The organism is Streptomyces sp. NL15-2K, assembly GCF_030551255.1.
Classification (GTDB): Bacteria; Actinomycetota; Actinomycetes; order Streptomycetales; family Streptomycetaceae; genus Streptomyces.
This window is the reverse complement of record NZ_CP130630.1, coordinates 8,617,553-8,640,166: the sequence shown is the minus strand read 5'-3', so window position 1 is coordinate 8,640,166 and position 22,614 is coordinate 8,617,553. Positions and strand designations below refer to the sequence as shown.

The following is a 22,614-nucleotide window of genomic DNA, read 5'->3' as shown; positions in this document are numbered from 1 at the left end:
CAGGGACTGTCTGTCGAGCGGTGACGCCCCCGACCCGGTGTCAGCTGCAGCCGCTGGTCGAGCCGCAACCTTCGCAGATGTAGCAGGAGCCGGCCCGCTGCATCTTCGTACCGCAGGAGAAGCAGAGCGGGGCGTCGGCCTGGATGCCCAGCTGCATCTCCACCAGCTCGGCGCTGGTGTGGGCCTCCTGCGGCGCGGACTTGGCCGCCTCCACCTCGGCCTTCGGCGTGACGACGGCCTTCAGCTCCTGGGCGCGCGGCGCCGACTGGGCCAGACCCTCGACGTCGACCTCGTCGTCCGAGGGCTCGTACGAACCCGTCTCCAGGTGCCGCTGGCGCTCTTCGGCGGAGTGGATGCCGAGGGCGGAACGGGTCTCGAAGGGCAGGAAGTCGAGCGCCAGGCGGCGGAAGATGTAGTCGACGATCGACTGCGCCATCCGCAGGTCCGGGTCGTCCGTCATACCGGCCGGCTCGAAGCGCATGTTCGTGAACTTCGAGACGTACGTCTCCAGCGGCACGCCGTACTGCAGGCCCACGGAGACCGCGATGGAGAAGGCGTCCATCATGCCCGCGAGGGTCGAGCCCTGCTTGGACATCTTCAGGAAGACCTCGCCCAGCCCGTCGTCCGGGTAGGAGTTGGCGGTCATGTAGCCCTCGGCGCCGCCCACGGTGAAGGACGTCGTGATGCCGGGACGGCCCTTGGGGAGGCGCTTGCGGACCGGGCGGTACTCGACGACCTTCTCGACCTTGGTCTCCGCGACGGGCTCCTCGGCCTTCTCCTTCTCCTTGGTCTTGGCGGAGAGGGGCTGGCCGACCTTGCAGTTGTCGCGGTAGATCGCGAGCGCCTTGACGCCCATCTTCCACGCCTCGAAGTAGACCTCTTCGACGTCCTCGACGGTCGCCGACTCCGGCAGGTTGACCGTCTTGGAGAGCGCGCCGGAGATCCACGGCTGGATCGCGGCCATCATGCGGACGTGTCCCATCGCGGAGATGGAGCGCTCGCCCATGGCGCAGTCGAACACCTCGTAGTGCTCGGGCTTGAGGCCCGGAGCGTCGATCACATTGCCGTGGTCGGCGATGTGGGCGACGATCGCCTCGATCTGCTCCTCCTGGTAACCCAGGCGACGCAGGGCCTGCGGGACGGTGCCGTTGACGATCTGCATCGAGCCGCCGCCGACCAGCTTCTTGAACTTGACCAGGGCGAGGTCGGGCTCGAGGCCGGTGGTGTCGCAGGACATCGCGAGACCGATGGTGCCGGTCGGGGCGATGACGGACGCCTGGGAGTTACGGAAACCGTTCTTCTCGCCGAGGCGCAGCACGTCCTGCCAGGCCTCCGTGGCGGCGGCCCAGACCGGCGTGTCCAGATCGTCCACGCGGACGGCCTTGCCGTTGGCGTCGGAGTGCTGCTTCATGACGCGCAGGTGCGGCTGGGCGTTGCGGGCGTAACCGTCGTACGGGCCGACCACCGCGGCGAGTTCGGCGGAGCGCCGGTACGACGTGCCGGTCATCAGGGAGGTGATGGCGCCGGCGAGGCCGCGGCCGCCGTCGGAGTCGTACGCGTGGCCGGTCGCCATCAGCAGGGCGCCGAGGTTGGCGTAGCCGATGCCGAGCTGGCGGAACGCGCGCGTGTTCTCGCCGATCTTCTGGGTCGGGAAGTCCGCGAAGCAGATGGAGATGTCCATCGCGGTGATGACGAGCTCGACGACCTTCGCGAAGCGCTCGACCTCGAAGGACTGGTTGCCCAGGCCGTCGTCCTTCAGGAACTTCATCAGGTTCAGCGAGGCGAGGTTGCAGGACGTGTTGTCCAGGTGCATGTACTCGCTGCAGGGGTTCGAGCCGTTGATACGGCCGGACTCCGGGCAGGTGTGCCAGTGGTTGATGGTGTCGTCGTACTGGATGCCGGGGTCGGCGCAGGCCCAGGCTGCCTCGGCCATCTTGCGGAAGAGGGTCTTGGCGTCCACCTCTTCGATGACCTCGCCGGTCATCCGCGCGCGGAGGCCGAACTTGCCGCCCTTCTCGACCGCCTTCATGAACTCGTCGTTCACACGGACCGAGTTGTTGGCGTTCTGGTACTGGACGGACGCGATGTCGTCGCCGCCCAGGTCCATGTCGAAGCCCGCGTCGCGCAGCGCGCGGATCTTCTCCTCTTCCTTCACCTTGGTCTCGATGAAGTCCTCGATGTCGGGGTGGTCGACGTCGAGGATGACCATCTTGGCGGCGCGGCGGGTGGCGCCACCGGACTTGATCGTTCCTGCGGAGGCGTCGGCACCGCGCATGAAGGAGACCGGGCCGGAGGCGTTGCCACCGGAGGAGAGGAGTTCCTTGGAGGAACGGATGCGGGAGAGGTTCAGGCCGGCGCCTGAGCCGCCCTTGAAGATCATGCCCTCTTCCTTGTACCAGTCGAGGATCGACTCCATGGAGTCGTCGACGGACAGGATGAAGCAGGCCGAGACCTGCTGCGGCTGGGCCGTACCGACGTTGAACCAGACGGGGCTGTTGAAGCTGAAGATCTGGTGCAGGAGGGCGTACGCCAGCTCATGCTCGAAGATCTCGGCGTCCGCGGGCGAAGCGAAGTACTTGTGGTCCTCGCCGGCCTTCCGGTACGTCTTCACGATGCGGTCGATCAGCTGCTTGAGGCTGGTCTCGCGCTGCGGGGTGCCGACGGCACCGCGGAAGTACTTGCTGGTGACGATGTTGACCGCGTTCACCGACCAGAAGTCGGGGAACTCGACGCCACGCTGCTCGAAATTGACCGAGCCGTCGCGCCAGTTGGTCATGACGACGTCACGGCGCTCCCAGGCCACCTCGTCGTACGGGTGCACACCGGGGGTGGTGTGGATCCGCTCGATACGCAGACCCTTGGCCGCCTTGGTGCCCTTGGCGCGGGAACTCCGTGCCGGACCGCTCGCCGTCTCTGTCATGCCGCCTCCCTGTACGGGCTAAAACGCCCTGAAGTGCCCCGATGTTCCGTGGCACGGTGTTCTGTCTGGTGTTGCGGGCACCCTCGCTCCTGCCCGCAACAGGTCTTCTCCTCGCCGCCACCCGGCCGGATCCGGAGCCCGGGGCCCCGGTCCCGCCCGCCGGTCAGTCGGCGGTGCGTGCGGGCTCAGGGACCTGAGCAGTCCCTCCGGACCCGCCGTCGTCTTCCTGGCTCCCCGCGACAGCGCCGTCGCGGTCCTCGTCGTCCGCGGCGGGGGGTCCCGTCTCCCTGAGTTCCGCGATGGCGGCCTCGAAGTCCTCGGGCGAGTCGAACGCCCGGTAGACGGAGGCGAATCGCAGATAGGCGACGAGATCGAGCTCCTGCAACGGGCCGAGTATGGCCAGCCCCACGTCGTGGGTGGTCAGCTCGGCGCTTCCGGTGGCCCGCACCGCCTCCTCGACCCGTTGGCCGAGCTGGGCGAGCGCGTCCTCGGTGACAGGCCGCCCCTGGCATGCCTTGCGCACGCCGTTGATGACCTTGGTACGGCTGAACGGCTCGGTGACTCCGGACCGCTTGACCACCATGAGCGAGCACGTCTCCACGGTCGTGAAACGACGGGAGCAGTCAGGGCACTGGCGGCGCCTGCGGATCGACGTGCCGTCGTCGGTCGTACGACTGTCGACGACGCGGCTGTCGGGGTGCCTGCAGAAGGGGCAGTGCATGAACTCCCAACCCTCCTCACAGCAGACTCAATAGCCTCACAGACCTCTTGGGCCCCATGAAGCAGCCCCAAGCATAGGCGATCGCCGAGGGCCCGAAGACCCGGGGGACCACAACTTCTGGGCTACTGCTGCAATCCAACCACTAGATGTGGGGATTGGCTCATACATACACACCTTGCGCGCGCGTCGCGCCTGCATTGGCATGTGCCGCACGACAGGTGTCGCCACCGCCACATGGAAGTGCACAGCTGTATCGCCACGGCACATGCGGAGATACCGTGAGCGCCACAGGGAGGGCGCGTGGGGTTCCCGCACAGATGGGGGCCGGTTCCCGGTTGACGGGATGGCGAATGGCAAACTGGGGCGGCAACCCACGAGGTCGCCACCCCGGCGGTGAAGAGTACAACGATGGGCCCCTTTGTCCGCCAGGTATCGCGTCAGCCATACACCCAGACACATGATCAAGTCAGGCGATTCGCGTTTTTTCACTCGAACGTGTGTTTGGCGCAACCTTTCGAAAGCAACTACCGTTGTCCAGCAGGGAGACCATCGAGAGGGGCCGACGTGACCACCACCGCAGACAGTGCCACCATCACTGCCCAGGACCGCTCCCAGGGCCGATTCGAGCCGGTGCATGCGATGAACGAAGCCACCAACCCCGAGGGACACAAGCGTTCCCTGCCGGGCCGACCTCCAGGCATTCGCGCGGACAGCTCCGGGCTCACCGACAGGCAGCGCCGGGTGATCGAGGTGATCAGGGACTCCGTGCAGCGGCGTGGCTACCCGCCGTCGATGCGGGAGATCGGCCAGGCGGTCGGCCTTTCCAGCACCTCATCGGTCGCACACCAACTGATGGCACTGGAGCGCAAGGGCTTCCTGCGCCGCGACCCGCATCGCCCGCGCGCCTACGAGGTCCGCGGTTCCGACCAGGCCGCCTCGGCGCAGCCCACGGACACCGCGGGCAAGCCCGCCGCGTCGTACGTCCCGCTGGTCGGCCGCATCGCCGCCGGTGGCCCGATCCTCGCGGAGGAGTCCGTCGAGGACGTCTTCCCGCTCCCCCGCCAGCTGGTGGGTGACGGTGAGCTGTTCGTCCTCAAGGTCGTGGGTGACTCCATGATCGAGGCCGCGATCTGCGACGGCGACTGGGTCACCGTCCGCCGCCAGCCGGTCGCCGAGAACGGCGACATCGTCGCCGCGATGCTCGACGGCGAGGCCACCGTCAAGCGCTTCAAGCGCGAGGACGGCCACGTCTGGCTGCTCCCGCACAACGCGGCGTACGAGCCGATCCCCGGCGACGACGCGACCATCCTCGGCAAGGTGGTGGCGGTGCTGCGGCGCGTGTGACGGCTGCGGCGGGCGGGCCGGACGGCCCCGTCCCCTGACCGGGCCCCGGAACCCCTGCGCCGGTTCCGGGGTCCTGTGCTGTACGGGACACCATCAGGCGTCCCTGAAGCGAACGTTGCCCTGACCGGTGCCGGTCAGGGCAACGCGCTTTTTCACGCCTCTGTCTGCTCTGACTGCTTCGCCGCCGCATCGATCGCGGCCAGCGACTTCCGAACCTGGTCACGGTCCGTGGTGTACCAGAAGTCGGGCAGTGACGCCTTCAGATAGCTTCCGTATCGGGCCGTGGCGAGTCGCTGGTCCAGTACGGCGACCACACCACGGTCTCCCGAAGCCCGTACGAGGCGGCCGGCGCCCTGGGCCATGAGCAGGGCCGCGTGTGTGGCGGCCACCGCCATGAAGCCGTTGCCGCCGGCATCTTCCACCGCCTTCTGGCGGGCGCTCATCAGCGGGTCGTCCGGCCGCGGGAACGGGATCTTGTCCATGACGACCAGCTGACAGCTCGGGCCGGGGACGTCGACGCCCTGCCAGAGCGACAGCGTGCCGAAGAGGCACGTCCCGGGGTCGGCCGCGAAGTTCTTGATCAGTTCGCCGAGGGTCTCCTCGCCCTGGAGCAGGATCGGGAACTCGGGGATCCGGGAGCGCAGCTCCTCCGCGGCCAGCTGAGCGGCCCGCATCGAGGAGAACAGGCCCAGGGTGCGGCCGCCGGCCGCCTGGATCAGCTCGGTGAGTTCGTCCAGCATGTCGGCCCGGTCGCCGTCCCGCGCGGGTCGCGACAGGTGCTTGGCGACGTACAGGATGCCCTGCTTGCGGTAGTCGAAGGGCGAGCCGACGTCGATGCCCTTCCACTGAGGAACGTCGTCGCCCTCCGTGCCTTCGGGGGCGAGGCCCAGTGAGGCACCGACGCCGTTGAAGTCGCCGCCGAGTTTCAGCGTCGCGGACGTCAGGACCACCGAGCGGTCCGCGAAGAGCTTCTCCCTCAGCAGGCCCGAGACGGACATGGGCGCGACACGCAGGGAGGCGCCGAAACGGTCGTGCCGCTCGTACCAGACGACGTCCCACTCGGAGCCGTTCGTGATCCGCTCCGCCACGTCGTGCACGCTTTCCACGGAGGCCAGCGCCTGCTTGCGGACCGCGTCCTCGTCCTGGACGGACTTGTCGCGGGTCGCGCCGATGGCGGAGATGACCGTACGGCAGGCGTCGCGCAGGGCCATGAGCGCGTAGCCGAGGTCCTCCGGGATCTCCTCGAGACGGCCGGGCAGGGCCAGTTCCATCAGCCGCTCGAAGCCCTCGGCGGCGGTCTGGAGCTGGTCGGCGGCCTTCTCGTTGACGAGCTTGGCGGCGCGGCGCACCGCGCGATTGACCTGGCCCGGGGTGAGCTCGCCCGTGGCGACTCCGGTCACGCGGGAGACCAGCTCGTGCGCCTCGTCGACGATCAGCACCTCGTGCTGCGGGAGGACGGGGGCTCCCTCGATGGCGTCGATGGCGAGCAGTGCGTGGTTGGTGACCACGACCTCGGAGAGCTTGGCGCGCTCGCGGGACATCTCGGCGAAGCACTCGGCGCCATAAGCGCACTTCGAGGCGCCCAGGCACTCCCGCGACGAGACCGACACCTGGGCCCAGGCGCGGTCGGACACGCCCGGCGTGAGATTGTCGCGGTCGCCGGTCTCGGTCTCGTCCGCCCAGTCGCGCAACCGCAGCAGGTCCTGGCCCAGTTTGCTGGTGGGGGCGGCCGCCTCGAACTGGTCGAAGAGCCCCTCTTCCTCGTCCTGCGGGACGCCCTCATTGAGGCGGTGCAGGCACAGGTAGTTCGACCTGCCCTTGAGCATCGCGAACTCCGGGCGGCGGCGCAGCAGCGGATGCAGCGCGTCGACCGTGCGCGGCAGGTCCCGCTCCACGAGCTGGCGCTGGAGGGCGAGCGTGGCGGTCGCCACGACGACGCGCTCCCCGTGCGCGAGCGCGGGCACCAGGTAGCCGAGCGACTTTCCGGTGCCGGTGCCGGCCTGGACCAGCAGGTGGGAGCCGTCGTCGATCGCGTCCGCGACGGCTTGGGCCATGGTCACCTGGCCAGGGCGCTCCGTGCCGCCGACGGCAGTGACGGCAGCATGCAGGAGTTCGGGGAGTGAGGGCTTCGTCATAGCGCGACCACCCTACGACCCGGCACTGACAAACGGGCGATCAAGGCGGGGGCGAGGGGCTGGATCAAGACCGGGTGCTCCTCGGGTGAGGGTCGGACGGGTTCGGTCGAGGGCTGGATGGGCGCGTTCGGGTTCGAGGCGGCTCGGTTGCGGGCCGGAATCGCTTCGGCTCCGGCCGATGCCGGCTCGGTCGTGTCTGGCGCCGGCTCGGTTTCGGCAGTGGTCGGGCTCGGTCACGGCCGGGCCGACTCGGCTTGAAAAAACTTTTGGGGCGAGCGGGAACCGGATCGGCTCGAGCGGTGTACCAAAAGTGATGACGCCGCGACGTGGCGTCACAACAGAGGGCGCAGGGGCCGGTCCCGAACCATGAGGGCGGCCCGCTTGGCGGGCAGGTCGATCTCGGCGGAGAAGCGGAATCCGGCGCTCAGGAAGGCGGCGATGGAGGGGATGTTGCGAAGGTCGGGTTCCGCGACGACGCGGGCACAGGAAGACCGCTTGTCGAGCACGAGATCGGCGACGGCTCTCAGCAAAGCGCTGCCGAGCCCTCGCCCGCGGTCGGCGAGATCTCCGATGAGGAGATGGATACCGGTGTCGTGCGGTCGAGCGGGGTAACGGCGGGCCAGCGGATCGAGGTCCGCCCGGTAGATCTCCCAATAGCTCATGGGCGTGCCCCCCAGCACCCCTAGGCACGGAACGCTGCGTCCGTCGTCGCTGAGTTGCGACCGCAGGTGGTCCTCCGTGACGGACCGGGGTCCGGCCAGGTCCCAGAAGGCTGCGACGGCGGGGTCGTTCATCCAACGATTGACGAGCGGTAGATCCCGCTCGCCGCGGACGGGGACGAGGTGGAACACGCCCACGGGGGTGGCGGTCGGCCCCCAGTCGGCGACGCGGTCGAGCAGGTCGTCGGCCGGGGAGGGGCCGAAGGCGTGCGCTGCCATGCCGCCGTCTCGGGCCCCTGCCGAGAGAGAGTCGATCCGCTCCTTCTCGATGAGCGCGAGGAGTTCGTCGGGGAGGCGGAGGTCCAGGGTGTTCTCGCTGTCCTGGTCCGAACCGAGGCGGGTGGCAGTGCGGCTCTGACCGGTGCCGGGGCTCGGGGCTGTACCGATGTCTGCGACGGGGGCGGTACCTGTGCTGGCACTCGCGTCGGCGGGAGGCACGGCGAGGCTCCTCTCCGGAGGTGGGGTGGGGCATGGTCCTCAGAGATGAAGGGGGTTGGCGATGGTGACGTAGACGGACTGGGTGTCCACGGGGCCCACGAGTTCGTCGAGGCCGTGCAGGCGGGTCAGCAGGTTGGCCTTGCACCGCAGGACGGGAGAGTCGAGCAGACGGGCGGGCAGCGTGGTGCGCAGCCTCGCGGGGCCGGAGGCCACGTCGTCGAGGAAGCGGCGGAAGGCGGCGAGCAACAGCCGTTCGTCGGCCAGGCCCTGGGAGCCGAAAGCGCCGATGAGGCCGAGAACGTTGTTGATGGCGAGGTAGTACGCGAAGCGCTCGTCGGTGACCTCGTCGCAGACGAAGGTGTCGCTGTGCTCGCCGATGCCTGGCAGCCGGGCGTCGAGTTCCGCGCGCCGGGACTCGCGGAAGTAGTAGCCCTGGTTGTCGCGGTAGCGGCCGCCGGCGGGCCAGCCGTCGCCATCCAGCCGGAGCAGGGTGTTCTGCTGGTGAGCCTCCAGGGCGATTCCCGCCTCCGCGTCCAGCCACAGCACCGGGCGGACGACCTGCTCGAGGTAGCGCAGGAGCCACTCCGCTGCCACGGCTCCTCGGGGACGGCCGGTCCGGGCGACGAGGTGTGTGACGAGCTCCGCCAGCCGGGACCGCATGGGCCGTCGGTCAGCGTCCCGACCGCCCGCGACGCCGCCTGGTCTGGCGAGTGGTCGGGGCGAGACGAGTCCGGCGATGCACGAGACGTCGTCCGAGGGGCTGAAGGGGTTGTGCCGGATCATCACGTCGAGTCCGGGCACCGGGCTGCCGTCCGGCCCGTCGACCGCGATCCAGGCAGGGTCGCGGACGATGTCGAACGCCGGGTGGGCCGCCTGCCATTGCTTGGCCAGGCCGCTGCGCAGCAGCCGGTGGACCTCGATGCCGCGGTGGAGTTCCTTGCGGAGGTTCTCACGACGGGAGTTGGTGATGCGCAGGCCCAGTGACAGCTTGAGCATGGCGGGAGCGCCGGATTGGTGGACGGTACGAACGGAGGAGGTGGGGTGCCACGGGGAACCGTGCGAGCCGAGGTCCTGGAGCAGTCCTGCGTCGAGCAGGGCCGCGGCTTCGGGGCGATGCCGGACCTCGCGCAGTTGCCACGGGTGCAGCGGCAGGGCCGTGTGGCCGTCGGGCAGCGGCAGTGCGGTGCCGGCGAGGCGTGCGGTGAGTTGGGCTGCGGAGACTGGGCGGCCGCGTTCGGTCCAGGCCGAGTCGGTGGCGAGTACGGAGGGGGCGACGGCCATCCAGTGCAGGGGGAAGGAGCCGCGCAACTCGGGCGAGTACGGCTGCGTTTCGGCCTCGGAGAGACCCTCACGGCTCTTCGGGGACGGGTGCAGAGGGTGCCCCAGGACGAGCGCCTGTTCGGCGGCGAGGAAGAGGTCGCGTGTGTCCGTAGGGCGTGCCCGACGGTCGCTGATGAAAGTGACGGTTCGCCGGACCGAGTCGGCCACGCGTGCGACGAGGTCGGCGCCGTCGGCGACCTGGGCGACTGCACTGGGTTGCTGGGCGGGGGTGTCGGTCGGGGGGACATGAGTCCCGGCCTCGGGCGCCGGGGCATCGCTGTCGATGGCGAAGGCGGTGCTGGAGAGGGCAGCAGTGCCAGTCCCAGAGGCGGCGCCGGCGGTCGATGAGGTCGCGGAGCCGGTGCCGAGCGTCTCCCTGGCGAGCAGGGCGGCGAGGGTGACGGCGTCGATCGGTGGGGCCTGCTCGGGGGTGTCGGCGAGGTACGGGAGGCCGAAGCGGTGCCAGCCCGTCGGGGACCAGTAGTGGACCGGGGCGAGCAGGGCCGTGCCGCTGGCGGGGAGGGGGATGCGGAGGACGTCGGTGTCGGGGGCTGGGAGGTTGGCTTCGCGTGCCCAGCAGCGCAGCAGGTTCTCCACGGCCGCGGCCCCGGCCGCCGTATGGGGGTCGGGATGCTCCAGGAGGCCGGCGGTGGCGCCGTGCGGCCGCTCGGCTTCGGGGGACCTTCGCTGCGCCGGGGTTTCCGTGCGCAGCGTGGGGGGTTCCCGGCGTCCTGTCTCGGTCTCGCCTCCCTGCGCGCGGTCGTTCTCCCGTTCCACGGGGGCCTGTCGGGCCGCGTGTGTCGTGGCTGGCGCGGGCGTTGGGAGCCGGGAGGTCTGCTCTCCGGAGGAAGCTCGGCCGTCCGGGCGGGCGCGGCCGTCGGGTGCGGGGGTGGTGTTCAAGGCGCTGTTCCTCGGAGGGGTTCTGGCTCGTGCGGCCGGAGCGGGCGGCGTCGTAGTGCAGCGAGTCGTGTGGGGGCTGGGTGTTCAGGAAGTCGAGCGGTTCGGCTGGAGGTGAGTCGTGTTCAAGGACAGGTCGGTCGGTGAAGGGCGGAGGGACGGCGTCGGTGTCGGCGTCGGCCTCGGCGGAGGAACGCGCGGGGGCGTGGCCGCTGGGCTACCCCGCCCGCTCGGCGCGGGCACCGTGCCTGCTGGTCCGGTGGCGCTGCTGGTGCGTCTGGTCGCCGCGTGCGTGGCGCTGGGCCACCGCCTTCACCGCGTCGGCCAGTCGGTCCAGCACTGCGGCAGCCTGCTCGTCGGTGATCGTCAGCGGCGGCAGCAGACGCACCACGCTCGCATGTCGGCCGCCGAGCTCGACGATCAGGCCGCGTCGCAGGCACTCCCGCTGGACGGCGGCCGCGAGTTCGGGGGCTGGAGGCCGAGGTCCGGGAGCGAGGCCCGGTCCCGCCGCGTGCCGCCCGACGCCTTCAGCTGGGCCGAGGCTCCACGAAGCTCCGGCGCCGACATCGACAGGCCCAGAGCCAAAGGCACCCGCCCCGCCCTCAACAGGCTCGGAACCCCCCTCAGGGTCCACGAACTCCACGCCGATCATCAGGCCCCGGCCTCGTACGTCTCCGATGACGGAGAACTCCCGGGCAAGTTCCCGCAGTTGGGTGAGCATGCGGGAGCCGAGAGTCGCCGCTCGTTCCGCGAGGCCGTTTTCGCGGACGTGGGCCAGGGTCGCGGTGCCCGCGGCCATGGCGAGCTGGTTGCCGCGGAACGTGCCTGTGTGGGTGCCGGGTTCCCCGATGTCGAGGTCGTCGCGGTAGACCACGACGGCCAGGGGCAGGCTGCCCCCGATGGCCTTGGACAGGACCATCACGTCGGGGGTGACTCCGCTGTGGTCCACCGCCCAGAAGGCACCCGTGCGTCCGACGCCCGTCTGGACCTCGTCGGCGATCAGCGGGATGGACCGGGCGGCCGTGATCTCGCGCATGCGCCGCATCCAGTCATCGGGGGCGGGGATCACTCCGCCCTCGCCCTGGACCGGTTCGAGGATCATCCCGGCGGGCGGAGAGAACCCCGACTCGGGGCCGTCGAGCACGGACTCGGTCCAGCCGGCGGCGAGTTCGGCACCGCGTGCGCCGCCGACACCGAACGGGCAGCGGTAGTCCTGCGGATAGGGCAGGCGCATGACCCGCATGTCGCAGGCGAGGCCCGACGCTTCGAGCGCTATGTCGGTCATCCCGTGGTGGGCGCCGGTGAAGGCGAGCATGCCGGTGTGCCCGGTCGCGGCGCGCACGAGCTTGAACGCGGCCTCCACCGCGTCCGTGCCCCCCGGTCCGCAGAACTGCACCCGCGCGCGGTCGGCCAGTCCGGGCGGCAGGGTCTGGAGCAGTTCGGTGATGAAGGCGTCCTTGACGGGGGTCGCCAGGTCGAGGACGTTCAGCGGTGCGCCCGAATCAAGGACCTTGCGGATCGCCTCCAGGACCACGGGGTGGTTGTGGCCGAGGGCCAGGGTCCCCGCGCCGGAGAGGCAGTCCAGGTAACGGCGGCCGTCCGCGCCCTCGATCGTCAGCCCTCGCGCCCGCACCGGCACGATCGGAAGGGCGCGCGCGTAGGTGCGTGCCGCCGACTCGCGCGCCGACTGACGCCGCAGGATCCCCTCGTGCACGAAGCGTGCCCCCGCGGAATCACGTCCGGCGGACACCTCCGCAGGACCGGACAGCTCGCGCGGCGGTGCGGTCGCGGCGGCCCGGTGCGTCCCCGCCTCCAGGGGCACCCCCGCCGGACGCGTCCCTGCGGCTTCGGATGCCCTGAGGGACTCGCGCACCACCGCCGACTCGGAGCTTCCCCCAGACCCAGTCTCGGTCACGTGTCTCGCCGTCCTCTCCCTGTCCAGGGGCAAGCAATCCCTCGCGCCCTCGCCCCCGACGCGCTCCCCAACCCGACATACGAACGCCAGCGAGCGATCACTCGAAAACTCGGGGGAATTGGGCGCCGGGGACCCGACCGACCACTACCGGCAGCAGGCCAAGTCCCCACCGCTGCGCGCACCACTCCCCCACCGCTATCAACCCCGGACCACTCACCGGGTTACGGGTTGCCTCAAGATCCTTGTCGTGACGGAACCGTTGCCGTTCCGTCGGTGGTCTCCCACAGCGAGCGCATAGTGTGTGATGCCGTTCCCACGCGCCGTGCAGTCGGCGCCAGTTCAGCCCGACCGCGCGTGGGGGCACGGCACAGCGCTCAGCTCGTTCACATCAGGGGGAGTCAGACCATGCGATCCATACGGCCGTCGTTCACCGCTCGTCGGGGGAGGAACGCGCGCCGCGGATCCTCCCCCGTGCTGGCCGCCGTCGCCCTTGCCTCGGCGCTCGCGCTCACCGCCACCGCCTGCGGCTCGGGCGGTGCCGAGGCCGGCGGCGAGGTCACCCCCTCCGCCGCGTCCGAGGGCGACGGCAAGATCACGATCCCGGACGACATCAAGGACAAGCTCAAAGAGCACGGGATCGACATCGACAAGTGGAAGAACGGCGCCTGGAAGAACTGGGACAAGGACGACTGGCTGCGCGAGGCCGACGAGTACATCAACCCCATCATCGAGGGCCTGTGGGACCCGGACCGGATGCGGGACGCCGAGGACCCGGACAACGCCGTCGACGACAGCGACCTCTCCGGTGACCAGGGGGTGACCGACCCGGAGCCGGCGCCGGTGGACGCGAAAGCCGTTGCGCCTACGTATCACGCCAACGCCCCTGAAGCAGGCAAGGTCTTCTTCGACTCCCCCGAGGGGACGATGGTCTGCTCGGCGACGGTCGTGCGGGACCCGGCCCATCCCGGCAAGTCCAACCTCGTGTGGACGGCGGGCCACTGTGTGCACGCCGGCAAGAACGGCGGTTGGTACCGCAACATCGCGTTCGTGCCGTCGTACAACAACGAGGGAATGACAGCGACGCAGTTGGCGGGCGCCGCCAAGGAAGAGGTCGCTCCGTACGGCGTCTGGTGGGGCGACTGGGCGCAGACTTCGGACCAGTGGATCGAGCAGGGCGGTGCGACGGGCGGTGACGGAGCATCGTACGACTTCGCCGTCATCCATGTGACACCGGAGGAGAGCAGCGGCGGCAAGTCGCTGGAGGAGATGGTCGGTTCGGCGCTGCCGGTGGACTTCAAGGCCCCGGCCGTGACGCAGGTGGAGAGCATCACGGCGACCGGCTACCCGGCCGCGGCGCCGTTCGACGGCCAGACGCTGTACCAGTGCCAGGACAAGCCGGGACGGCTGTCGCTCAGCGCCTCGGACCCGACGATGTACCGCGTCGGCTGCACGATGACCGGCGGTTCGTCCGGCGGCGGATGGGTGGCGACGGGCTCGGACGGCAAGCCGGCGCTGGTCTCCAACACCTCGATCGGCCCGGTGAGCACGGGCTGGCTGGCGGGTCCGCGACTGGGTGAGGCGGCCAAGGGCGTGTACGACTCGGTGAGCGAGAAGTTCGCCGGGCAGTAGCCGACGGCGCGGGGCCGGACGGTGGTGAGGGTGTCTCACAGGAACCTTCACCACGTCACCGTCGTTCGCCCTCAACTCCGCGGGCATAGTGGGTGATCGTCCGCAAGCATGACCAGCACATGACATTCAACGGGGGTTCCCGCACCATGCGTTCCACACGTACGCCCGCCGCGCCACGGCACGGGCGACGCACCCTCCTCGCCGCCACCGGGCTGCTCGCGGCCCTGGCGCTGACCGCGACCGCCTGCGGCGGCTCGAGCGAGGACACCGCCGGCGGCGAGCCCGGCGCCGCCGCCTCCCAGGCGATCGACCAGGGCAAGGTCCAGATCCCGGCCGGCATCGCCGACAAGCTCAAGGAACACGGCATCGATGTCGACCAGTGGACCGCCGGCGGCTGGAAGGACTGGGACAAGGACAAGTGGCTCAGTGAGGCCAAGGACTTCGTCAACCCGGTGATCGAGGGCCTGTGGAAGCCCGAACGGATGAAGTCCGCCAAGGAGGCCGACAAGACCCTCTCGACGAAGGACGCCGCCGCCGACCAGGGCGTCAGCGACCCGGAGCCGGCCCCGGTCGAGGCCACGGCCGAGAAGACGCCGTACCACCAGAACGCGGCCCCGGTCGGCAAGGTCTTCTTCGACTCCCCCGAGGGCCCGGCCGTCTGCTCCGGCACGGTCGTCAAGGACGTGAACCACCCGGGCAAGTCCAACCTGGTGTGGACGGCCGGCCACTGCGTCCACGCGGGTGGCAGCGGTGGCTGGTACCGCAACCTCGTCTTCGTCCCGGCCTACAACGACCTCGCCAAGTCCGAGGCGGCGCTGACCAACGCGAACCCGTCGGAGATCGCTCCTTACGGCAACTGGTGGGCCGACTGGGCCTCGACCTCGAACGAGTGGATCCAGGGCGGCTCGGAGACGGGCGGTGCGGGTGCCGCGTACGACTACGCCGTGCTGCATGTGAAGCCCGAGTCCGGCTCCAAGTCACTGGAGGAAACGGTCGGAGCGGCGCTGGACGTGGACTTCTCCGCGCCCTCCGCCACCGAGATCGGCTCCATGGGCGCCTGGGGCTACCCGGCCGCGCCGCCCTACAACGGCCTGAAGATGTTCAAGTGCCTCGACCGACCCGGCCGGTTCTCGCTCAGCCCGGCCCTGCCGACGATGTACCGCATCGGCTGCACCATGACCGGCGGTTCGTCGGGCGGCGGCTGGTTCCGGGTCGTGGACGGGGAGACCAAGCTGGTCTCGAACACGTCGATCGGCCCGACCGACAACACCTGGCTGGCGGGACCGCAACTGGGCCAGCAGGCCCGGGTGCTGTACGAGAAAATGAGCAAGACGTACGGCGGACAGTGACACGCATACGCTGAAGGCCCGCCCCCGCGACGAGCGGGGGCGGGCCTTCAGCCTTGGTTTACGACAGCTACGCGACCGGCGCCGGAACGTACGGCGCGAGGTCCGCAGCCAGTTCCTCGTGCACCCGCGCCTTGAGCAGGGTGCCCTCCGGGGTGTGCTCCGCGGAGATCACCTCGCCCTCGTCATGGGCACGGGCGATCAGCTTGCCGTGGGTGTACGGCACGAGCGCCTCGATCTCGACCGACGGCCTGGGCAGTTCGTGGTCGAGGAGCGCGAGGAGCTCTTCGATGCCCTGGCCGTTGCGGGCCGAGACCGCGATGGAGCGCTTCTCGATCCGCAGCAGGCGCTGGAGCACCAGCGGGTCGGCCGCGTCCGCCTTGTTGATCACGACGATCTCGGGCACGCCGGTGGCGCCGACGTCCCTGATCACCTCGCGCACGGCGGCCAGCTGCTCCTCCGGGTTCGGGTGCGAGCCGTCCACCACGTGCAGGATCAGGTCGGACTCGCCGACCTCTTCCATGGTGGAGCGGAACGCCTCGACCAGGTGGTGCGGCAGGTGTCGTACAAAGCCGACCGTGTCGGCCAGCGTGTACAGCCGTCCGCTCGGGGTCTCGGCCCGGCGCACGGTCGGGTCGAGGGTCGCGAACAGCGCGTTCTCCACCAGCACGCCCGCGCCCGTGAGGCGGTTGAGCAGGGAGGACTTGCCGGCGTTGGTGTAGCCGGCGATGGCCACGGACGGCACCTTGTGGCGCTTGCGCTCCTGGCGCTTGATCTCGCGGCTCGTCTTCAGGTCCGCGATCTCCCGGCGCATCTTCGCCATCTTCTCGCGGATCCGACGCCGGTCCGTCTCGATCTTGGTCTCACCGGGACCACGGGTGGCGAGGCCGCCGCCCTTGCCGCCGCCCATCTGCCGGGACAGCGACTGACCCCAGCCGCGCAGCCTCGGCAGCATGTACTGCATCTGCGCGAGCGCGACCTGCGCCTTGCCCTCTCGGGACTTGGCGTGCTGGGCGAAGATGTCGAGGATCAGGGCCGTACGGTCGATGACCTTGACCTTGACGACGTCTTCGAGGTGGATGAGCTGGCCCGGGCTGAGCTCACCGTCGCAGATGACGGTGTCCGCGCCCGATTCGAGGACGATGTCCCGCAGCTCGTCGGCCTTGCCGGAGCCGATGTAGGTGGCCGGGTCGGGCTTGTCGCGGCGCTGGATCACGCCGTCGAGCACGAGCGCGCCCGCGGTCTCGGCGAGGGCGGCTAGCTCCGCGAGGGAGTTGTCCGCGTCCTGCGCTGTCCCCGAGGTCCAGACGCCGACGAGCACGACCCGCTCCAGGCGGAGCTGGCGGTACTCGACCTCGGTGACGTCCTCGAGCTCGGTGGAGAGGCCCGCGACGCGGCGCAGAGCCGCGCGCTCGGAGCGGTCGAACTGGTCGCCGTCCCGGTCTCCGTCGATCTCGTGGCTCCAGGCGACGTCCTCTTCCATCAGGGCATCGGCCCGAAGACCTTCGGGGTAGGCGTGCGCGAAACGCTCAGTGTCCTGGGAAGGGGATGAAGAGGAGGTCATTGGGTCCTTACGTCGTGTGGGATTCCGATGGCGGCGACAGTGCGGAAGCGGAGCTTCTGAGCTGTTCCGTCACTGATCACAACGCACGAGTCCCGCGGGAGATTCCCGTGCCCCGTGCCGCGCCGACCTGAAGATGGTCGCACGGCACGGCCCGTCTCGTCACTGTCTTATTCCGTGGTCTCTCACGGGGCGGCGTGGCCCTTTCGGGGGGCCGCCTTGGCTGCCTTGTCCTGGGCCACCGGCTTCCAGTCCGGGTGCCCCGGCATCGGCGGGGTCTTCGCGCCGTACAGCCAGGCCTTGAAGAAGTCGTCCAGGTCGCGTCCGGAGATCTCCTTCGCGAGCGCGACGAAGTCCGCGGTCGTGGCGACACCGTCCCGGTGACGGGTCACCCAGGACCGTTCCAGGCGGTCGAAGGCCAGTCGGCCGATCTCCTGGCGCAGCGCGTACAGGACGAGCGCGGCACCGTCGTAGACGTTCGGCCGGAAGATGCTGATCTTCTGGCCGGGTCGGGGTGCCTTGGGGACAGCAGGTGGCCCGCCGGCATTGCGCCAGCTGTCGGAAGCGCCGTACGCCGCCCTCATCCGCGCTTCCAGGGACCGGCCCCCCTTCTCCTGCGCGTACAGGGCCTCGTACCAGGAGGCGTGCCCCTCGTTCAGCCACAGGTCGGACCAGGTGCGCGGGCTGACGCTGTCGCCGAACCACTGGTGGGCCAGCTCGTGCACCATGATCGACTCGACCTGCCACTTGGCGTAGGCGGGGTCGGTGAACAGGTCCTTCTCGAAGAGCGAGAGGGTCTGCGTCTCCAGTTCGAAGCCGGTGTCGGCCTCGGCCACGAGCATGCCGTACGTCTCGAAGGGGTACGGCCCGACCTTCTTCTCCATCCAGGCGATCTGGTCGGGGGTCTTCTTCAGCCACGGCTCGAGCTGGGCGCGGTCCTTCGTGGGCACGACGTCCCGTACGGGCAGGCCGTGCGGACCGGTGCGGCGCAGCACGGTGGAGCGGCCGATGGACACCTGGGCGAGCTCGGTGGCCATGGGGTGCCGGGTCCGGTACGTCCAGGTGGTCGCCCGGCCGGCCCGGGTCACGTGGGTGGGCAGGCCATTGGCGACGGCGGTGTAGCCGTCGGGCGCGGTGACTCTGATGGTGTACAGCGCCTTGTCGGAGGGGTGGTCGTTGGACGGGAACACGAGGTGGCCGGCGTCGGCCTGGTTGGCCATGGCGAGGCCGTCCGCGGTCCGCACCCAGCCGCCCTCCCGGCCCCCGGCCGAAGCGGGGTCACTGGTGTGCCGGACGGTGATCCGAATCCAGCTGCCCTTGGGCAGCGGCTTCCTGGGTCTGACCACCAGGTCCTCCCCGGCGCTCGCGAAGGACGCGGGCTCGCCGTCGACCTTGACCGACTGGACCTCGCCGCGCGCGAAGTCGAGGTTGACGCTGTTCAGCGAGGTCGTCGTCCAGGCGTTGATGGTGGTGACCGCCTGGAGGGGCTTGCTGTTGGTGCCGGGATAGGTGAAGGAGAGGTCGTACGACGCCACGTCGTACCCGGGATTGCCCAGGTACGGGAAGAGGCGGTCGCCGACGCCCAGCGGGGTGGCGGGGGCGCTCGCGGCGACGAGGCAGACGGAGGCGGCCGAGGCGAGCAGCGAGGCCGCTTTCAGAGGTCGGGGGGTCCTGGTGCGGGGGGTGAGCAGCATGGACCCACGGCTACCAGCGCGCGCGTGCCGTACGGCGACGACGCGCGCCCCGCCCACTCGAACGGGTCTGCGGACGGACCAACGGCCCCTCAGGTCCCCGGCGTCTGCGGCTGCGCCCGGCTCACGTCGTACACGCCCGGCACGTTGCGCATGGCCCGCATGAGGGCGGGCAGGTGGGCCGCGTCGGGGAGTTGGAGCGTGTACGTGTGGCGGACGCGTTGCTGGCTCGGGGGTTCGACGATGGCGGAGACGATCTCGGCGCCTTCGAGGGCCATGGCCTCGGTGAGGTCCGCGAGGAGGTGGGGGCGGCCGAACGATTCGGCGAACAGCGTGACGCGGCACCCGGTGGTGTCGCCCCAGCGCACGCCGACCTCCGCGCGCCCCGCGCTCTTCATGCGCGCCACCGCCGCGCACTCCGTGCGGTGGACGGTCACCGCTCCCCCGCGGACGGCGAAGCCGATCACCTCGTCGGGCGGTACGGGGGTACAGCAGCCGGCCAGTCGTACGGTCGCGCCGGGCTGGTCGACGATGGCGTTGGCGTCGGCCGGGCGGGTGGCCGGGTCGTCGGCTACGGATCCGTCGAAGGCGGGCCCGTCGGAAAAGGGCCTGGGGGCCTCGGCCCGTTCCGCTTCCTGCCGGGTGTCGTCGTGCGACGGATGGGTGGCGAGCCACCGCTGGATGGCGATCCGGGCGGCGGGTGTGTGGGCGTGCTCCAGCCACTCCCTGGAGGGCTCGGAGGCGGGGTCCTGACCCATGAGGAGCTGGACGGTGTCGCCGTCCCTCAGGACCGTGCTCAGGGTCGCCAGGCGGCCGTTGACGCGGGCGCCGATGCAGGCGTGCGCGTCCTCGCCGTACTGCGCGTACGCGGCGTCCACGCAGGTCGCGCCGTCCGGCAGGCCGAGTGTGCCGCCGTCGGGCCGGAAGACGGTGATCTCGCGGTCCTGGGCGAGGTCCTCGCGGAGCGTGGACCAGAAGGTGTCGGGGTCGGACGCGGCCTCCTGCCAGTCGAGCAGGCGGGAGAGCCAGCCGGGGCGGGTGGGGTCGGCGCGTTCGCCGTCGGCGGCGGCCTCGGTCCGCTCCTCCGAAGAAGGAGCGTAGGGATTGCCGAGCGCGACGACACCGGCCTCCGCGACCTTGTGCATCTGGTGGGTGCGGATCAGGACTTCGACGACCTGGCCGTCCGCGCGGGCCACGGCGGTGTGCAGCGACTGGTACAGGTTGAACTTGGGGACGGCGATGAAGTCCTTGAACTCCGACACGACGGGCTTCATACAGGTGTGCAGTTCGCCCAGCACGCCGTAGCAGTCGGCGTCCTCGTTGACCAGCACCAGCAGGCGGCCGAAGTCGGCACCCCGCAGCCGGCCGCGTTTGCGGGCCACGCGGTGCACGGAGACGAAGTGCCGGGGGCGGATGAGGACTTCGGCCGGGATGTCGGCGTCCCTGAGGACGGTACGCATCTCGTCGGCCGTCTCGGCGAGCGGGTCATCCGCGCGGGAGGCGTTGTCGACGATCAACTCCCGTGTGTGCCGGTACTCCTCGGGGTGCAGGATCGCGAAGACCAGGTCTTCCAGTTCGGTCTTGAGGGCCTGGACGCCGAGCCGTTCAGCGAGCGGAATGAGGACGTCCCGGGTCACCTTGGCGATGCGCTCCTGTTTCTCGGGGCGCATGACACCCAGGGTGCGCATGTTGTGCAGCCGGTCGGCGAGTTTGATCGACATCACGCGGACGTCGTTGCCGGTGGCGACGAGCATCTTGCGGAAGGTCTCGGGCTCGGCGGCGGCGCCGTAGTCGACCTTTTCCAGTTTCGTGACGCCGTCGACGAGGAAGCGGACCTCCGCGCCGAACTGCTCACCGACCTGATCGAGCGTCACGTCGGTGTCCTCGACGGTGTCGTGGAGCAAAGACGCCGTCAGGGTCGTTGTCTCGGCGCCCAGTTCGGCGAGGATCAGGGTCACCGCCAGGGGGTGCGTGATGTACGGCTCGCCGCTCTTGCGCATCTGGCCTCGGTGCGAGGACTCGGCCAGGACGTAGGCGCGGCGCAGCGGTTCGAGGTCGGCGTCGGGGTGGTGGGCGCGGTGGGCCTCGACCACGTGGCCGATGGCGTCGGGCAGCCGGTCGCGGGCGGCGGGGCCGAGCAGCGCGGCCCGGCCCAGGCGGCGCAGGTCGAGCCGGGAGCGGGTCTTCCTGCGGGGCGCTGTCGGCGTCACCGGGCCTGACGTCGCCGGGTCCGATGTCACCACCGGGCCCGCGGTCACAGGATTCAGGGCGGGCGAGAGGGGATGCTCGGTCTCCGCGCTCATGGGCACCTCCGGCTGCGTCGACCGGCGGACGGGGTGCCCCAGGGCGGACACGGCTCGGGGGATGGCATCGGTCCCCCGTCCGGGCCGGTGCTTGATGCTACCGAGCCCACCGCGCCCGTCTGACCGCCTCTCGCCGAGCGTGAAACGGATCACCCATTCGAGCGAGGCTTACAGGTTGACGATTTCGGGCCATATGACCTGTGACCGGTCATCGAACGGCGTTTTCCAGCCACTCCGTATCGATCTCGCCCTCGGCGACGATCACCGCGGGGCCGGTCATCTCGATCTCGCCGTCGGGCCGCTCGGTGATCAACAGGGTGCCGCCGGGCAGGTCGACGGTGTACGTCGCCGGCGCACCGGTGACGGCCGGATCGGCGCCGTCCCGGCGGGCGGCGGCCACGGCGACGGCACACGCGCCCGTGCCGCACGAGCGGGTCTCGCCGGCGCCGCGCTCGTGCACGCGCAGGGCGACGTGCCGGGGGCCGCGGTCGACGACGAACTCGACGTTGACCCCCTCCGGGTATGCGGAGGCCGGGCTGAACGGCGGCGGGGAGTACAGGTTGCCCGCGTCCGCGAGATCGTCCACGAAGGCCACCGCGTGCGGGTTGCCCATGTTCACGTTCCGCGCGGGCCAGCTGCGCTCGCCGACACTCACCGTGACGTCCCCATCGGGGAGCAGCGCCCTGCCCATGCCGACGGTGATGTCACCCTCCTTGGCGATGTGCACGGTCTTCACGCCCGCGCGCGTGGCGACCGCGAGGTCGCCCTCACCGGCGTGCCCGGCGCGCTGGAGGTAGCGCGCGAACACCCGCACGCCGTTGCCGCACATCTCCGCGATCGAGCCGTCGCCGTTGCGATAGTCCATGAACCACTCCGCCTCGGCCGCCATGTCCCTGGCCTCGGGGTGCGCTGCGGACCGCACCACGTGCAGCAGGCCGTCACCGCCGATGCCCGCGCGGCGGTCGCACAGGGCGGCGACGGCGGCCGGGGGCAGGTCGACGGTGTTCTCGGGGTCCGGGACGATCACGAAGTCGTTCTCGGTGCCGTGACCCTTGAGGAAGGCGATCCGCGTGCTCATGCCTCGATCGTACGGTGCCCCTACGACACCGCGGCGCCCACCGGGGGGTCAGCGCAGCCGGGCCACGCGCCAGACGGCCAGCACCACCACGACGACCACGACCAGCGCGTACGCGAGGACGACCCGCCAGTCCGGCCGGCGCCCGGAGCCCCGCTGCGGCAGCCCGGGCCACGTGTGACCGACCCGGCGGGCGGCGGTCATGCCCCATCCCGCCGCACACGAGCAGATCAGCAGCCCGAGCATGGCGATCACGGCCCCGCTGTCGCCGAAGTCGAAGGCGAGCGGGAACGCGAACATCAAGGAGCCGACCGCGGCCAGGGACACGATGGGCGCGAGCTGCCAGATGCGCAGCCGCCACTGCGGACGGAGCTCGACCTCGACCTCCGGCCCGCCCGGGAACATCTCCTCGGGCTCGGGGCCGTCGTCGGTCACTCCGCCCTGCGTCTCGTCGGGCCCGTCGGGGCTCAGACGGTCTCCGTCCTGCTCCGTTTCACCGCCTCCGGCGGTGAGGGGCTCGGTGCTTCGTGCGGTGTCGCGAGGGCCGGCCTCCATCGCCACGCGCCCTCCCAACTCGGATTCCACTTGGTCGATCGAAGC

At 70.4% G+C, this 22,614-nt stretch carries 14 protein-coding genes; 3 read left to right on the top strand and 11 right to left on the bottom strand.

Annotation, left to right across the window (positions count from 1 at the left end):
* Positions 1-40: 40 nt before the first annotated feature.
* Together Q4V64_RS38820 and nrdR are read right to left on the bottom strand one after the other, a co-directional pair.
* On the bottom strand, positions 41-2,920 hold the full coding sequence (locus Q4V64_RS38820; protein ID WP_124438746.1) for a vitamin B12-dependent ribonucleotide reductase: 2,880 nt from the start codon (positions 2,918-2,920) through the stop codon (positions 41-43).
* 163 nt (positions 2,921-3,083) lie between these two features.
* Positions 3,084-3,641 (bottom strand): transcriptional regulator NrdR, encoded by a 558-nt coding sequence (gene nrdR, locus Q4V64_RS38815; protein ID WP_124438747.1) that lies wholly within the window; start codon positions 3,639-3,641, stop codon positions 3,084-3,086.
* 564 nt (positions 3,642-4,205) lie between these two features.
* On the opposite strand from nrdR, the gene lexA reads away from it, so the two are divergent.
* Entirely contained in the window at positions 4,206-4,985 is a 780-nt protein-coding gene (gene lexA, locus Q4V64_RS38810) for a transcriptional repressor LexA (RefSeq protein ID WP_095750780.1), read from the top strand.
* Between the two features lie 152 nt (positions 4,986-5,137).
* Here the strand turns inward: lexA and Q4V64_RS38805 are convergent, their stop codons facing one another.
* The 4 genes from Q4V64_RS38805 to Q4V64_RS38790 all read right to left on the bottom strand — a co-directional run bounded on the left by Q4V64_RS38805 (position 5,138) and on the right by Q4V64_RS38790 (position 12,262).
* Positions 5,138-7,120 carry an ATP-dependent DNA helicase gene (locus Q4V64_RS38805; protein ID WP_124438748.1) on the bottom strand — a complete coding sequence of 661 codons (1,983 nt, stop codon included), beginning with the start codon at positions 7,118-7,120 and terminating at the stop codon, positions 5,138-5,140.
* Between the two features lie 332 nt (positions 7,121-7,452).
* Positions 7,453-8,277 carry a GNAT family N-acetyltransferase gene (locus tag Q4V64_RS38800; RefSeq protein WP_124438749.1) on the bottom strand — a complete coding sequence of 275 codons (825 nt, stop codon included), beginning with the start codon at positions 8,275-8,277 and terminating at the stop codon, positions 7,453-7,455.
* A gap of 39 nt (positions 8,278-8,316) precedes the next feature.
* Complete coding sequence (locus Q4V64_RS38795) at positions 8,317-10,236, bottom strand: IucA/IucC family protein (RefSeq protein ID WP_253266844.1); 1,920 nt, start codon at positions 10,234-10,236, stop codon at positions 8,317-8,319.
* Positions 10,237-10,711: 475 nt separating this feature from the next.
* Positions 10,712-12,262, bottom strand: coding sequence for a diaminobutyrate--2-oxoglutarate transaminase family protein (locus tag Q4V64_RS38790; protein WP_124438811.1), 1,551 nt, complete (start codon positions 12,260-12,262; stop codon positions 10,712-10,714).
* A 552-nt stretch (positions 12,263-12,814) separates the two neighbouring features.
* Between Q4V64_RS38790 and Q4V64_RS38785 the strand changes: the two genes are divergently transcribed.
* Both Q4V64_RS38785 and Q4V64_RS38780 read left to right on the top strand, forming a co-directional pair.
* Entirely contained in the window at positions 12,815-14,038 is a 1,224-nt protein-coding gene (locus tag Q4V64_RS38785) for a hypothetical protein (RefSeq protein ID WP_124438750.1), read from the top strand.
* A gap of 146 nt (positions 14,039-14,184) precedes the next feature.
* Positions 14,185-15,387: a hypothetical protein gene (locus tag Q4V64_RS38780; protein ID WP_124438751.1), complete on the top strand. Its 1,203-nt coding sequence runs from the start codon at positions 14,185-14,187 to the stop codon at positions 15,385-15,387.
* A gap of 67 nt (positions 15,388-15,454) precedes the next feature.
* Here the strand turns inward: Q4V64_RS38780 and hflX are convergent, their stop codons facing one another.
* From hflX to Q4V64_RS38755, 5 genes are all read right to left on the bottom strand, one after another.
* Positions 15,455-16,948 carry a GTPase HflX gene (gene hflX / locus Q4V64_RS38775; RefSeq protein ID WP_124438752.1) on the bottom strand — a complete coding sequence of 498 codons (1,494 nt, stop codon included), beginning with the start codon at positions 16,946-16,948 and terminating at the stop codon, positions 15,455-15,457.
* A 182-nt stretch (positions 16,949-17,130) separates the two neighbouring features.
* A complete protein-coding gene (locus Q4V64_RS38770; RefSeq protein ID WP_303713973.1) occupies positions 17,131-18,639 on the bottom strand; it encodes a M1 family metallopeptidase in 1,509 nt (502 codons plus the stop codon).
* Between the two features lie 89 nt (positions 18,640-18,728).
* Positions 18,729-20,939 carry an HD domain-containing protein gene (locus Q4V64_RS38765; protein WP_124438754.1) on the bottom strand — a complete coding sequence of 737 codons (2,211 nt, stop codon included), beginning with the start codon at positions 20,937-20,939 and terminating at the stop codon, positions 18,729-18,731.
* A gap of 208 nt (positions 20,940-21,147) precedes the next feature.
* On the bottom strand, positions 21,148-22,017 hold the full coding sequence (gene dapF, locus Q4V64_RS38760) for a diaminopimelate epimerase (protein ID WP_124438755.1): 870 nt from the start codon (positions 22,015-22,017) through the stop codon (positions 21,148-21,150).
* 48 nt (positions 22,018-22,065) lie between these two features.
* Complete coding sequence (locus Q4V64_RS38755; protein ID WP_124438812.1) at positions 22,066-22,569, bottom strand: hypothetical protein; 504 nt, start codon at positions 22,567-22,569, stop codon at positions 22,066-22,068.
* Positions 22,570-22,614: the final 45 nt, after the last annotated feature.

Excerpts from the sequence above, each read along its gene's own strand:
- Q4V64_RS38780 (WP_124438751.1), top strand. The coding sequence starts at position 14,185 with ATGCGTTCCACACGTACGCCCGCCGCGCCACGGCACGGGCGACGCACC.
- Q4V64_RS38805 (WP_124438748.1), bottom strand. The coding sequence starts at position 7,120 with ATGACGAAGCCCTCACTCCCCGAACTCCTGCATGCTGCCGTCACTGCC.
- hflX (WP_124438752.1), bottom strand. The coding sequence starts at position 16,948 with ATGACCTCCTCTTCATCCCCTTCCCAGGACACTGAGCGTTTCGCGCAC.
- nrdR (WP_124438747.1), bottom strand. The coding sequence starts at position 3,641 with ATGCACTGCCCCTTCTGCAGGCACCCCGACAGCCGCGTCGTCGACAGT.
- Q4V64_RS38755 (WP_124438812.1), bottom strand. The coding sequence starts at position 22,569 with ATGGAGGCCGGCCCTCGCGACACCGCACGAAGCACCGAGCCCCTCACC.
- Q4V64_RS38765 (WP_124438754.1), bottom strand. The coding sequence starts at position 20,939 with ATGAGCGCGGAGACCGAGCATCCCCTCTCGCCCGCCCTGAATCCTGTG.
- Q4V64_RS38770 (WP_303713973.1), bottom strand. The coding sequence starts at position 18,639 with ATGCTGCTCACCCCCCGCACCAGGACCCCCCGACCTCTGAAAGCGGCC.
- Q4V64_RS38785 (WP_124438750.1), top strand. The coding sequence starts at position 12,815 with ATGCGATCCATACGGCCGTCGTTCACCGCTCGTCGGGGGAGGAACGCG.
- Q4V64_RS38820 (WP_124438746.1), bottom strand. The coding sequence starts at position 2,920 with ATGACAGAGACGGCGAGCGGTCCGGCACGGAGTTCCCGCGCCAAGGGC.
- dapF (WP_124438755.1), bottom strand. The coding sequence starts at position 22,017 with ATGAGCACGCGGATCGCCTTCCTCAAGGGTCACGGCACCGAGAACGAC.